At 36.5% G+C, this 13,499-nt stretch carries 12 protein-coding genes and 1 pseudogene; 4 read left to right on the forward strand and 9 right to left on the reverse strand.

All coding sequences use genetic code 11. The features are described from left to right. Nucleotides 1-12 precede the first annotated feature (12 nt). On the forward strand, nt 13-1,200 hold the full coding sequence (locus tag ACIQCE_RS14700) for a CamS family sex pheromone protein (protein WP_400495645.1): 1,188 nt from the start codon (nt 13-15) through the stop codon (nt 1,198-1,200). Between the two features lie 461 nt (nt 1,201-1,661). Here ACIQCE_RS14700 and ACIQCE_RS14705 read toward each other — a convergent pair whose 3' ends face one another. From ACIQCE_RS14705 to ACIQCE_RS14735, 7 genes and pseudogenes are all read right to left on the reverse strand, one after another. Then, the gene (locus tag ACIQCE_RS14705; protein ID WP_400495648.1) at nt 1,662-2,150 is read right to left on the reverse strand and encodes an antitoxin YezG family protein; all 489 of its coding nucleotides are present in this window, start codon (nt 2,148-2,150) and stop codon (nt 1,662-1,664) included. A 3-nt stretch (nt 2,151-2,153) separates the two neighbouring features. Continuing rightward, a pseudogene (locus ACIQCE_RS14710) lies at nt 2,154-2,511 on the reverse strand (DNA/RNA non-specific endonuclease); the annotation flags it as partial. 72 nt (nt 2,512-2,583) lie between these two features. After that, nucleotides 2,584-3,057 carry a TIGR01741 family protein gene (locus ACIQCE_RS14715; protein ID WP_400495649.1) on the reverse strand — a complete coding sequence of 158 codons (474 nt, stop codon included), beginning with the start codon at nt 3,055-3,057 and terminating at the stop codon, nt 2,584-2,586. Between the two features lie 3 nt (nt 3,058-3,060). Beyond that, complete coding sequence (locus ACIQCE_RS14720) at nt 3,061-4,989, reverse strand: T7SS effector LXG polymorphic toxin (protein ID WP_400495695.1); 1,929 nt, start codon at nt 4,987-4,989, stop codon at nt 3,061-3,063. A gap of 562 nt (nt 4,990-5,551) precedes the next feature. Continuing rightward, nucleotides 5,552-5,746 carry a DUF3951 domain-containing protein gene (locus tag ACIQCE_RS14725; protein ID WP_400495651.1) on the reverse strand — a complete coding sequence of 65 codons (195 nt, stop codon included), beginning with the start codon at nt 5,744-5,746 and terminating at the stop codon, nt 5,552-5,554. 122 nt (nt 5,747-5,868) lie between these two features. After that, complete coding sequence (locus tag ACIQCE_RS14730; protein ID WP_400495652.1) at nt 5,869-6,165, reverse strand: DUF3784 domain-containing protein; 297 nt, start codon at nt 6,163-6,165, stop codon at nt 5,869-5,871. Next, entirely contained in the window at nt 6,159-7,097 is a 939-nt protein-coding gene (locus ACIQCE_RS14735; RefSeq protein ID WP_400495654.1) for a MerR family transcriptional regulator, read from the reverse strand. The genes ACIQCE_RS14730 and ACIQCE_RS14735 overlap by 7 nt, the downstream gene beginning before the upstream one ends. Nucleotides 7,098-7,941: 844 nt before the next feature. Between ACIQCE_RS14735 and ACIQCE_RS14740 the strand changes: the two genes are divergently transcribed. Then, nucleotides 7,942-8,949 (forward strand): phosphotransferase enzyme family protein, encoded by a 1,008-nt coding sequence (locus ACIQCE_RS14740; protein WP_400495656.1) that lies wholly within the window; start codon nt 7,942-7,944, stop codon nt 8,947-8,949. 44 nt (nt 8,950-8,993) lie between these two features. Here the strand turns inward: ACIQCE_RS14740 and ACIQCE_RS14745 are convergent, their stop codons facing one another. Next, the gene (locus ACIQCE_RS14745; RefSeq protein WP_400495658.1) at nt 8,994-9,686 is read right to left on the reverse strand and encodes an MgtC/SapB family protein; all 693 of its coding nucleotides are present in this window, start codon (nt 9,684-9,686) and stop codon (nt 8,994-8,996) included. A 156-nt stretch (nt 9,687-9,842) separates the two neighbouring features. Beyond that, a complete protein-coding gene (gene putP / locus ACIQCE_RS14750; RefSeq protein WP_400495660.1) occupies nt 9,843-11,324 on the reverse strand; it encodes a sodium/proline symporter PutP in 1,482 nt (493 codons plus the stop codon). Between the two features lie 400 nt (nt 11,325-11,724). Here putP and gatC point away from each other — a divergent pair, with 400 nt between their 5' ends. Together gatC and gatA are read left to right on the forward strand one after the other, a co-directional pair. After that, on the forward strand, nt 11,725-12,015 hold the full coding sequence (gene gatC, locus ACIQCE_RS14755) for an Asp-tRNA(Asn)/Glu-tRNA(Gln) amidotransferase subunit GatC (protein ID WP_400495662.1): 291 nt from the start codon (nt 11,725-11,727) through the stop codon (nt 12,013-12,015). A gap of 14 nt (nt 12,016-12,029) precedes the next feature. Next, nucleotides 12,030-13,487, forward strand: coding sequence for an Asp-tRNA(Asn)/Glu-tRNA(Gln) amidotransferase subunit GatA (gatA, locus tag ACIQCE_RS14760; protein WP_400495663.1), 1,458 nt, complete (start codon nt 12,030-12,032; stop codon nt 13,485-13,487). Nucleotides 13,488-13,499: the final 12 nt, after the last annotated feature.

Consider the following 13,499-nt stretch of genomic DNA (forward strand, 5'->3'; position numbering starts at 1 on the left):
GAGTGTTTTCTATTGAAAAAGTTGTTAGTGCTGCTGACAATGGTTACACTGGTGTTGTCAGCGTGTGTACCTTTTGGGGGAAAAGATGAAGAAGAGGTTACACAAAAGACGGATGAAACAAAGGAAACAGCGATCATCCCTATGTACAATATCTCTGACTCTTACTACAAAATGGTGCTGCCGTTTAAACAAGGAGCTGCAAGAGGTTTAACAGCAGAGCATCTCAACACACGCTTAGATATTGATGAATTTGAAACAGGTCTCATGCGCCTAGCAACAGAATCGTTTAATACAAACGACTATCTGTTCCAAGAAGGACAGCATTTGGATGAAGATACAGTTCTGAGCTGGCTGGCACGTAAAAAAACAGGCAGTGATTTGAAAAAGGCGGAAAAAGAAGATAAAAACTTTAAGAACCTTGGCTTAAATCCTGCTCTTCCAAACTCAGGTTCAATAAAGTCCAAAAATGAAAATAGTCCAATATACTTAGCTTCTATGCTAGAACATAATTACCTTATTCGAAAAGACAAAAATAGTTTACAGCTTGGTGGAGTTGTTATTGGTCTTGCACTTAACTCCGTTTATTACTATCGCGAAAATGTCGGTGATCCTCAGCAAGAAGTCACAATCGATTCATCTAAAGATTCGAAAAAGCTCTTGGCAGAAGGTGAAAAAATTGCTGCCCAAGTGATCAAACGAATTCGTCAAATGGACGGTTTGCAAAAAGTGCCTGTAATGATTGCACTCTACAAACAAGCGCCAAAATCGTCGATCGTTCCAGGTAACTTTATTGCTAAGGCAGATGTGAAAGCAGGCTCATCTGATATTGGCAACTGGGATATCCTCAAAGAGGAGAACGTCTTTTTCCCTTCAGATAATGCCAAAAGCAATTACAAAGATGATTCAGAACGATTTGACCGCTTCAAAACAAAGGTAGAAGATTACTTCCCAAACTACACGGGAGTGGTTGGCAAAGGCTTCTATAAAAACGGGAACCTTCAAAAAATGACAATTGATATTCCGATGCAGTTCTACGGAAAAACAGAAGTCGTGGCATTCACACAATATTTAACGGGTGAAGTCATGGACTACTATAAGAGTACAAATGTAGAGATCAACATCACATCTTCAGATCAGCAAGAAGCACTTATTACAAAAAATGCTGAAGACAAAGAACCAACTGTGCATATATATGACTAACAAAAAACCGCAAAAGGCAATTGCAAGCGTGCAGACAAACCCCACCTTTACTTGAAGTGAAAGTGGGGTTTCCACTTGTTTTGATAAACTATATAAGTTGTCTGAAACTGGACATGGTTCTTTCCATGTCCAGTTTGCTAGTTTGTGTAGATTCATGGCAGACCCTGCATTAAAAATTTTTTCGCCCTCAAAGCCCTTTTAGCGGTCAGACTGTCGAGAAATTTAAAGATATAGGAACACATATATGGAATAAATGAATAGAAATAAACACTATCAGTCACCTTATCATTTTTTCATTCGAGAATATAGTTGTCTAGTAAAAAACAAAAGGTTGTTTATTCTTAAGTGTTTACATTTAGCTTGAAATAGAATGTACGTTCTTTGGTGGTGGAATACAGAACCTTTGTTCAATATAAATTTTGGAAAGCAAAAACCCTCCTTTTCATTTGGAGGGTAATAAGCTAATTGTTGCCCTTTTCTTTGTTCTTGATATATTGATCAAGAAATTCTTTAACTGACTTTCTTTTAGGAAGTATTCCAAGATTTTCGTATGCCCATATTGCTCTTCTTTGAGATCCGTTAATTCCTTGATTCAATACATCTTCATAATTTAAATCTAAAGAGAATTTTCCATTCGCATCTAACTTCAAAGTTAAATTTGTCCATTTTTCCGGATTAATTAATTCATATGCTTGTTGTAGCTCTTCAAACAAATCATGTAATTTTATTAACAAATCGTTATAGATTGACTTACTTACATGATGATCTTCAGGTATATTATGTGAGTAAAGAAATTCCGTTTCTCCCTTTAATCTATAATAAAAATTAATCTCTGCAGAGTCGTCTAGTATTTCGGCATATAAACAAACTTCATCCCACTCTTTTGGTATCATCTCATTAACAGTTTGTGCAATTTCACCATACAGAGAATCTAGTTTCTCTAATTCCATTGTTTATCCACCTTTTTGGTTTTTAATAATTGATCTTTGTAATTCGTCATTGCCTATTTTAAATTCAACAACAAAACGTTCTGGTCTCAATGAATCACTTTTATAAACTGGTTCAATTGAAACAGATACTTTCTCAGGAGGAACTTCTTTCAATGCAGCTAACCACTCTTGTTCCATCTCATACCATTTCCCACCACTTCGATTAATCTGCGAATTCATCGGAAGCAGGTTATCAATATCACCTGAACCTTTAAAAATAGAGGCAATTAAATGACCACCATCATCATCTGGTAGTCTATCTGGCTTTCCTGTATTTGATTGGGAGTATTGGTTTTTTGATCTCTCCGTATTGTAAATCACTTACTTCGATTTTGACAATTTTTCATTAAATCATGACAAACAAAAACCCTCCATTAATTTGGAGGGCATTGTGTTAGTTACTTTTTTTATTTTTTATAAAATTCAGTACAGCTTCTTTATCTTCCTCATCCTCAGGGAGAATTCCGAACGTTTCATATTTCCATACAGCTTTTCTTTGCACTCCATTTAATCCAATAGAGTAAATATCTTCATATCCATACTCAATAGAAAATTTCCCCGACTGCTCCAACTGGAGAGTAGCTGTTGTCCAAGCTCCTAAACCATTTTTTATATATTCTTCCTTCAACTTTTCAAAGGAATGTAAAAGATCGACTAACAATTCATCATAAATCAATTCGCTCACATTATACTTTTTTGGAATTTTATGTCCATATATTAAATTTTCATCCGGGGTACTGAAATAAAAAATAGCTTCCAATGAATCATCTACTATTTCCGCATACATCCAAACCTTATCCCATTCCGTCGGAATCATTTCATTTAGTATTCCCGCTATTTCTTTATAATTTTTTTCTATTTTTTCCATGCTTTAACCTCCTGGTTTGTTCTTAATTATTTTTCGTTCCTCTAGTTCTTCAATTGTATATTTCACTAGAAATTCAGTGGGTCTTATCGAATCAACACTGTAAATTGGTTTTATCACAACCTCTACACGCTTAGGCGGATCTGAAGTCAATGCTTTTAACCACTCCTGCTCCATCTCATACCATTTTCCACCACTTCGATTAATCTGTGAATTCATCGGAACAAGATTATCAATATCCCCAGATCCTTTGAAAATAGAGGCAATTAAATGACCACCATCATCATCTAGTAATCGATCTGGTTTCCCAGCATTTGATTGTGCATATTGGTTTCTTTTGATCTCTCCGTATTGTAAATCCCTTGCTTCGACTTTGACAATGCGGCCATAGTGATCTGTTGTGTAGGTGTAGCCTTGTTTTGTTGTATAAATGATATTTGGTTTTAACACTTTCTTTCGTTTCCATCTGACGAAATGTTCTCCATATGTAACGACTGTTGGCGGTGTTTTTGGTGCTGGTAATCGTCTGCCTGTTTTGGAGATTCCATAGCTTGGATTGTTGTCTAAACGTTTTGCCATGGAGAGAAGCTTATTTTTAATGTTTTCGCCATCAAACACGTTATATGGCAGTTTTCCGCCACCAGCTATTTGAAACTTTGGTGAGTACGGCAATAAATTCGGAATGGAGACATTATCGATTGATTTTGCTCCTTGTTCAAGTCCTTTTTTAACAGTTGTTTTAGCTACAGATGTTCCTGTTTTCGTGATGGCTCCTACACCTTTAGAACCAAAGACGATTTCTGCTAAAGAGCCAGTGGCATAGGCAAACCAGTGTGCTCTTGAATAGGCATCACCTTCAATAACCTCTTTTTGAAATGAATCAGAAATGGCTTTTCTAATGACTTTTGATGTTTCAATCGGGTGAGAAATAGCGGTGACAACAGATTCTACAGCTCCACCAGGGTCAGTGACAAGATCGTACATACCGATCACTGTATCTTTTGCCACATCATAAATACCAACTGCTGCTCCTTTTATGCCATCAATCAATACATTTGACGCTTCTTCTTGTGCTTTCATTTGAAGAAGCTGACTGTAGTACATTTTTTGATCGTAAGAGAGATGTTCATATCCAATCTCATCTACTATCTCAAAATATTGATCTACTGATATGCATGATGGATCATCAAGTTTTGCCATGAACTCTTTGATTCTTCGTTTCTCTGCTTCTTCTTTTTTCACCTTTAAATACGTTTTCACCTGTGCATCTATTTTATCATGATTTTTGTACACTTCTGTCTCATGAAACGCTTTTGCATCATAATACATGGGCTGTGCGTGTTTCCCTTTACCGGTGGCTGCCATCATTTTGGTATAAAATGATGTAAGATGTTGCTCGATCTCTTCTGACTTTGCGTATTCCGTTTTGAGTTCATGGTCTATTTTATGTAAGGCATCAATCGTTTCTTGTCGTTTTATATTCGCATCATCTAAGTGTTCGTTTACTTCTTTGCTAGAAAATACATCTAACTCAATCAGATCACGAATGTCATCAAAAATATTTGCAAGAGCTTCCTTTTGTTCTTCCACCATATCTTGATTGTTTTGAATGCCTTGTTTCACTTGAGATTCGAGAAAGTGCTCGTCAATAAACGTATGGCCTCCTAAAGATGCATCATCAAGCTTTCCTTTCACTCCATCTAAAAAAGCCTTTTGCATGTCAATAAAATCAAGATAGGTATCGGCATAAAGTGCAAGATCAGCATAAAAGGCTTTGATGTTATCTGCCCCTTTACCTGTGAACTCATCACCTAAATTAGCCACACCTTGTAATGCTTGTTTCAAATCTATCATTTCTTCCCTAAGTTCCTGATAGTGCTTCGCTCTTTCTTCCATAACGTTTGTTAGTGCTGTTGCATCAAGTATTTTCCCCAGAAGAAGTCACTCCCTCCTATTCTGAACAAGGTCAATTTTACCAATACAAAGATTGGTATTAAATAGGAAAAAAGATACAAAAAACACAATAAAATCGGATATGAATCAAGACACACCTTATTGTATTGAATGATCAGCACGTGAGTTTTTTCTGGGCAAAATATTTCGTTCGTGTTGTTTGTCTCTATCATACGGTGTTTCTCAGAAAATAAGGCGTCCTTTCCGTGCATATTTGACCTATAAAAAAAGTGTCCATAAAAATGGACACTCCCTCTAGTTTCTTTTACTCCCAAAACGCATCACCTTCAGAATCAATATATTTCTGAAGAAAAGTTCCAAAGTCTACATCAAGCAACCTATATTTAAACCGTCTTCAAATAGATAAAGATCAGGCTTTTCCTTCTTTATGATCAAGTAGCTTCCTTGAAAAAAGAAACTCTAGAAATCAATTGACAACTCAGCTTTGTTTTCTTAACGTACTACACAAAAACATTATCCTTTAATTAAACTTTTTTCTTTTAGAAAACGTTCAAACAATTCATCACAATTAAATATTTGCCAGCTAGAATTTTTTAATCATTTTTATCCTTATCATTGCCTGATCGTCTTCATTTTCTTCTTCATTTTTCTCTTCATGAAATTCAATACTTGTGTTGCCAGTTATATTGTCGAAGGGAGTATAGTGAACACCTATTCTTTTCCCTAAAATCATTCGTTTAAAAAGAATTACAAATAATAAAATCACTATTAACAACATAAAGAAAAAGTAGTCCACTCATCAAATCAAACCTCTATCTTTTTAATCTCTGGAAAAGGAGATAAGTTCAGAGAATACATGTTGAGAATGAGGTGAAGATCAAACACTTTTTGCTTACAAATTTATTTCATTTGAAAATAAGGGATAATGACCAATGCACTAGCGATAAAAATAATCACAATCACGATGAAAACATAGATACCCTTTATGACACTGCCAAACATCATTAGCATGAATGGCATGAATAAAGTCAATATGCCAATGATCAAAAGCAATAAACTGATTTTTTTGGATAACTTTTCTTTATCTCCTAAGAAAGTGAATTCATTATATCCAATGATTAGACTTAATATTTTTTTTACTCCTATTAAATAGGAAAAGAAAATACAAATACATCCGCCTAGCATGTAATTTAACAATTTTCATCAATCCTATATATTTTTTTCAAAAAATTCTCTGAATCAAAACCTAATTCCATATCTGCTTCTTTTTTGATTTGTTTTTGACGATCTAAGAACAATTTATATTTGGGACTCATTTTATAGAGTAGATCACTGAATGGACTACCTTCCTTTAATTGAGGAAGATCTTCACTATCCTTCATTTGTTGTATATATTGTTTCTTAAATTCTTCATTCTCTTTCATATTTTTCACTAAATGAATAATGGCTTTTTTTTGTTCTTCCCACAGTTCATGATCTTTGTCAATTAACCTGTCTATAAAATCACGATTCTTCTCTTTAAAATCTTCTAATTGAAGTGGATTTTCTGAAATCAACTGCATGATTGGATGTTGAATGCTTACTTCATCAATATTATCAAGGTAATTCACCAAGCTTAACCAATCCGAATATTTACTTTCATTGTCAATTGTAAACTCCAAAAATGGCTCAAAACTAGTTGCAATAAACTCTCCAAACTTTCCCGGAAACAATCTTACTAATTTTTCTTTGACATACTCTTTCTTCTCAATGTCATTAAGCTGCAATGTACTTTCTAAAGTTTCCACTTTACTTTCAAAATCCTCAATTTCATTTAAATTTTCAATTAAGGTTTCAGTTAAAATTTTTTGTTGCTGAAGTCCTTTTAATTTGTTATTGATCTGATTCAACTGGTCAATTAATAATTCCGAGAGATTTTTGTTTCCATTGAGAAAAGATTTAATTTCTTTAATTGGCAAGTGAAGTAAACGAAGCGAAGCAATCACTTTTAATTGAGATATTTGATCATTCGTGTATTCACGATATTGATTATGAGGATTTTTATTTACATCGATCAAGCCTTGTGATTCATAATACTTTATCGCTTTTTTTGTTAGTCCTGTTATCTCAGAAACTTGTTTTATATTCACTCTTATCACTCCCAATGAATTTACTTATATTGTAAGGTTGACTGTTAGGGGCAGGTCAAGAATGAACCTTAATATCAAAAATATTAAGGTTCATTTTAGTTAATTTAATCTTTCTACCATATTTTTCACAAGTATTTCGTTTGAAAAAGTGTTATTATCGTTCATTTCTGCTACCGGTGCCGCAACTACAGCTCCGGCAACTACACCGCAATACCTTCATGAAAGGCTTTTTGCTATGAAGCTGATATCATTCTTTCCGAAACTGCTCATATGCCTTTGTCCTTTGTTCTAAAGCTGATATAAGCGAGGGAGCGTCTAATATCTTCATATTAAAAAGACTCCTTTTATGAAATATTCTTTTAACAGAATATCATAAGGAGCCTAACCACTTTATCAATTTTTAACCAATCATCCTCCGGAACTTCCTCTTGATGTGACTGTTATTTGAGTATGATCGTTTTGTTGTAGGTTCACACCATTTGTAAAGAAAGGTATACCTAGTGCCACAACTGCTAGTGATAATGTGATTAAAATAGATTTCTTCAACTAATTCACTCCTTTTCCTACATATTGGCTAGCTAACAAGGCTCTTTTATAGTATTTCAATGAATGCTCAAGCAAGCCTTTTCGCTCTAAGTATTTGCCATCAACTAAAATTTTCTCTATGTTGATTCAAGCTCACCGACTTTTGGCGATTTTTGTTTGTTGAAAAAAGGTATTCTCATTCTTTTGTCAAAATAAGTGATGACACTAAAATGAAAGGCTGGTATGTTGATGCTCGAATAAATGCTGACAAAACCATCGTCAATGAATTTTCATTAAAAGAGGAAAAAGGAGAATCAGCATGCATAAAGAAGTAAAAGAGCGATTTGATGAACATATTGTCTTGCAGAAAGCGGCTCAATTATATGACTTTCAGCCAGAACAAATCACATTTTTAGCAGATGCAGAAAACTATGTATATGAATATAAGGCGAAGAATGGGGAAACTTATATTTTAAAAATTACCCATACGATTCGACGTTCACCCACATATATCTTAGGAGAAATGGATTGGATTCGATATTTATCTCGTCGTGGACTTGCTGTAGCTAAACCAATCTCTTCAATTGACGGGAGAGATGTTGAAATGGTTTCGGATCAAGCAGGAGGTGCATTTTTACTCCGAGTGTATGAGAAAGCCCCTGGCAGAAAAGTCGAAGAGGTAGATTGGAATGATAAGTTATTTTATGCACTTGGGAAATATATAGGCCGGATGCACCAGCTTACAAAGAGCTATCAACTATCTGACCCTCGTTACAAAAGACAAGAGTGGGATGAAGAAGAGCAGCTAAAGTTACGAAAATACGTTCCAGCGGATCAGACTCTTGTGTTTGAACAAACGGATCAGTTAATGGAAAAACTAGCAAAGCTTCCGAAAGATCAGGATAGCTATGGGTTGGTTCATGCTGATCTTCATCATGGAAATTTTCACTGGGATCAAGGGAAAATCACGACCTTTGATTTTGATGATATTGGATACAACTGGTTTATCAACGATATTAGTATATTGCTATATAATGTTCTATGGTACCCTGTTATACCATATGATGATAAGGCAGCATTCACTGCTGAATTTATGGGGCATTTTCTGAAAGGCTATCGAAAGGAAAATGAGTTGGATGACGCATGGCTAAAGACGATACCTGATTTTCTTAGGTTGCGTCATATGCTTATTTACGGGCTTTTGCACCAAGCATTCGATCTGGAAACGATTGATTCCAATCAAAAAGCCATGTTGACACGTTTTCGAGAGGAAATTGAGCAACAAACACCGATTACACCTTTTGATTTTATGCAGTTGACACATTGAAAAAATCCCTGGCTGACATCTGCTAGCCAGGGATTTTCTTTGTATTACACCGTATCACACTTCACTCCAACAACGCCTTCTAAATCTTTAATATCAAAATAGACATCTGTTGTATAACGATCCTTGTGCACACGAACGCGCACTTCCATGATAGGGTAATCTTTTTCCTTTAAATCATCAATGCGAACTGAATGAATGCGGATATGAAGTGCCTTCATTTCTTTTAAAATCTCCGTCATTCGGTTTCTGTCAGAAAGAGATAATCTGATGCGGATTTCCTTTTCCTGTAAGCGGATTGGACCGAACTTTTGGAAGAGCCATGGTAAGAATTCCACACTGATAAGAATAAAGAAAAGACCAAGGAAGGATTCTTTATAAAAACCTGCACCTGTTGCAACACCAAGACCTGCCGCCCCCCAAATCATGGCGGAAGTCGTCAGGCCTGAGATCACATCATTGCTTTTACGAAGAATCACACCTGCTCCAATAAAACCAACACCAGATATGATTTGCGCCGGTAACCTGAGCGGGTCCATTTGGAGCTTAGAGACTTTAGGGAAATTGTAGGCTGCATCAATGCTGATGATGGTTAATAAGCAGGAGCTGACAGCAATGACAATACACGTTTTTAAGCCGAGCGGTTTTTTCTTAAGCTCACGTTCAAGGCCGATAATGAGACCAATGAAGGTAGCCACGGCTAATTTTAAGACAGTATCCCATTCAATTGTCCAAGGCATGTGTATCGCTCCTTTCACTTCATGTACGTTTCACAACATGTATATGATTTTCCCATAGTCCATATGGCTACACAACTTCTATTTTATACAGAATCGGAAGAAAGAAAAGCTTTTTATATCAAATTGAAAATAAGTCATCTGCATCGCACAGATGACTTATTTTCTTTCTTTCACAAGATGGTCTTCCATCTTGTGAAAGAGCTTTTTAGAAGCGATAGATGGCTTATTTGTCAGTAAGCTGACAACGATAGCGGTTATCCCGCTTAAAATAAACCCGGGAACCATTTCGTATAAGCCTGTTGTATGATTTAAGCCTGTTGAGATCCAAGTTAAGACCACAACTGCTCCAACAATCATACCTGCCAAGGCGCCATGATGATTCATTCGTTTCCAGTATAAACATAATAAGATGACTGGACCGAAGGAAGAACCAAATCCTGCCCAAGCATAACCAACGAGATCGAGAATGGTATCACTTGGATTGAGTGAAAGACAAAGCGCAATGATGGCAACGACCAATACCGATATGCGTCCAATCATAACAAGTTCTTTATCAGAAGCATTTTTTCTAAAGAATGTACGGTATAAATCCTCTGTCATTGCACTTGCAGTGACAAGCAGCTGAGAAGAAATTGAACTCATAATCGCAGCTAAAATGGCAGAAAGTAAAAATCCAGTCATGTATGGGTGGAATAGCACTTTTGAAAAAACAATAAAGATCGTTTCAGGATCGGCCAAAGTTGTACTAGTATCATGTACATAAGCGACACCAACTAATCCAACAGAAAGTGAACCAATGACCGAAACAATCATCCAGCTCATCCCAATACGCCGTGCAGGTTTCAAATCCTTTATTGTCGTAATAGCCATAAATCGGACAATGATGTGCGGCTGTCCAAAGTAACCAAGTCCCCATGCTAAAAAGGAAATAATGCCAATGACGCTCGTTCCTCTAAATAGATCAAGTAATTTTGGATCAATTTGTTGAATATCTTGATATGTGGCAATTGGGCCACCTAACTGAGTAAAGGCAACGATCGGCACGAGCACTAATGCTAAAAACATAATGGCTCCTTGAACAAAATCAGTTAAACTAACTGCCAAAAAGCCGCCGAATAATGTGTATAGTATCACAATACTAGAAGTTAAGATTAAACCAAACATATAATGAGCACCAAACGCTGATTCAAATAAACGTCCGCCTGATACCATACCTGATGAGGTGTAGAGCGTAAAGAAAATCATAATAATGACAGCTGATACAGCTTTCAATAAAGTAGACGAATCTTTAAATCGTTTATCAAAAAAATCAGGAATGGTAATCGCATCATCAGCAACCTCTGTATATGAGCGTAAGCGAGGAGCTAAGAATAAATAGTTTAAGTAAGCTCCACTAATTAACCCAACAGCAAGCCATCCAGATGAAAGTCCAGTTGTATACATTGCCCCTGGAAGTCCCATTAGCATCCAACCACTCATATCAGATGCGCCGGCAGATAAAGCCGTGACATAAGGACCTAAACTGCGTCCACCTAACATGTAATCATTCAAGTCATTCGTTTTTCTAAAAGCATACCAGCCAATGACAAGCATCCCAATAAAATAAATAGATAAAGAAATTCCAATTTCAATACTCATGTTTCCATATCACCTTTTTCGTATTAATGTGACATCACCTCATCCGGAAGATACAGAAGCGGTGGACAGAACATCCGGTTTCTGCTCACTGCTATGGTTACTTAACCTATCAGAGTATTCTCAAGTGATCAACCTTCTTCACCTTCTTGATTACCAATAAAAAATGCAAGAATCAGTGATAAGAATCAAATTGTAATCGCTTACAAAAATGCATAAAAGTAAAAATTTTCTGAAAAATAAAAGGGATATTTCGGATGATTCTTTATGTCAAAAACGTATGAAGCGAAATGAGCTGTACTGCCTTGGTATAGTTGCTTTAGAACAGTAAAATTTGATATGATAAAGTGTATATGACTTATAATCATGACCATCAACTCATCAATTTTGGAGGTGAACCTGCATGTCAAGAATTTCAATAGAAGAAGTAAAGCACGTGGCGCATTTAGCAAGACTTGCGATTACAGAAGAAGAAGCTGAAATGTTTACAGAACAGCTTGATAGCATCATTTCATTTGCAGAGCAGTTAAACGAGGTTGATACGGAAAACGTTGAACCAACAACACACGTACTAAAAATGAAAAACGTCATGAGAGAAGATGTTCCGAATAAAAGTCTTTCAATTGAGGCAGTCATGAAAAATGCGCCTGATCATAAAGACGGCTATATTCGTGTGCCATCTATTTTGGACTAAAGGAGGCCCGAGACATGTCACTGTTTGATCACAAAATATCTGAATTAAAAGAGCTTTTACATAAAAAGGAATTGTCTGTTTCTGATTTAGTGGACGAGTCTTATAAACGAATTAATGAAGTAGATGGGAAAGTACAAGCATTCCTTGCACTGGACGAAGAGAAAGCGCGTGCGTATGCAAAGGAATTAGACGAGGTAGTTGGTGAAAAGGACGAACTTGGTCTGTTGTTCGGTATGCCGATTGGTGTAAAAGACAACATTGTGACAAAGGATTTGCGTACAACAGCATCAAGTAAAATTTTGCAAAACTTTGATCCTATTTATGATGCAACCGTTGTGAACCGTTTAAAAGATGCGGAAGCTGTCACAATCGGTAAATTAAACATGGACGAATTTGCAATGGGTTCTTCTACTGAGAATTCCGGCTATCAAGTAACAAAAAACCCATGGAATTTGAATAAAGTTCCAGGGGGATCGAGCGGTGGATCAGCAGCAGCTGTTGCAGCAGGTGAAGTTCCGTTGTCACTTGGCTCTGACACAGGTGGTTCGATCCGTCAGCCGGCATCATTCTGTGGTGTTGTTGGTCTTAAGCCGACATATGGTCGTGTATCAAGATACGGTTTAATCGCATTTGCTTCTTCATTAGATCAAATAGGGCCGATTACTCGGACTGTAGAGGACAATGCCTATGTTCTTCAGGCGATTGCTGGCGTAGATCAAATGGACGCAACAAGTGCGAATGTTGATGTACCAGATTTTCTCTCTTCATTAACTGGTGACATAAAAGGCATAAAGATTGCTGTGCCGAAAGAATATCTTGGAGAAGGTGTTGGCGAAGAAGCAAGAGAATCTGTTCTTCAAGCGCTCAAAGTATTAGAAGGACTTGGTGCAACATGGGAGGAAGTATCTCTTCCACATTCTAAATATGCACTTGCGACATATTACTTGCTGTCTTCTTCAGAAGCATCAGCGAACCTTGCTCGTTTTGATGGGATTCGCTATGGCTACCGTACAGATCATGCAGATAATTTAATTGATTTATATAAATATACTCGTGCTGAAGGATTCGGAGATGAAGTCAAGCGTCGAATCATGCTTGGAACGTTTGCTTTAAGCTCAGGATATTACGATGCTTATTATAAAAAAGCACAAAAAGTCCGTACATTGATCAAAAAAGATTTTGAAGATGTATTTGAAAAGTATGATGTTATTGTTGGACCAACAACACCAACCCCTGCATTTACTATTGGTGAAAAGACCAGCGATCCTCTCACCATGTATGCAAACGACATTTTAACGATCCCTGTCAACCTTGCAGGCGTTCCAGGAATCAGTGTGCCTTGTGGATTTGCGAATGGTCTTCCGCTCGGTCTACAAATCATCGGTAAGCACTTTGATGAAGGAACAGTTTATCGTGTGGCTCATGCATATGAGCAAGCAACGGATCATCATAAAACAAAACCTGAACTGTAAGGGGTGAACAGA

The organism is Bacillus sp. NPDC093026 (assembly GCF_044754665.1).
Classification (GTDB): Bacteria; Bacillota; Bacilli; order Bacillales; family Bacillaceae; genus Bacillus; species Bacillus maqinnsis.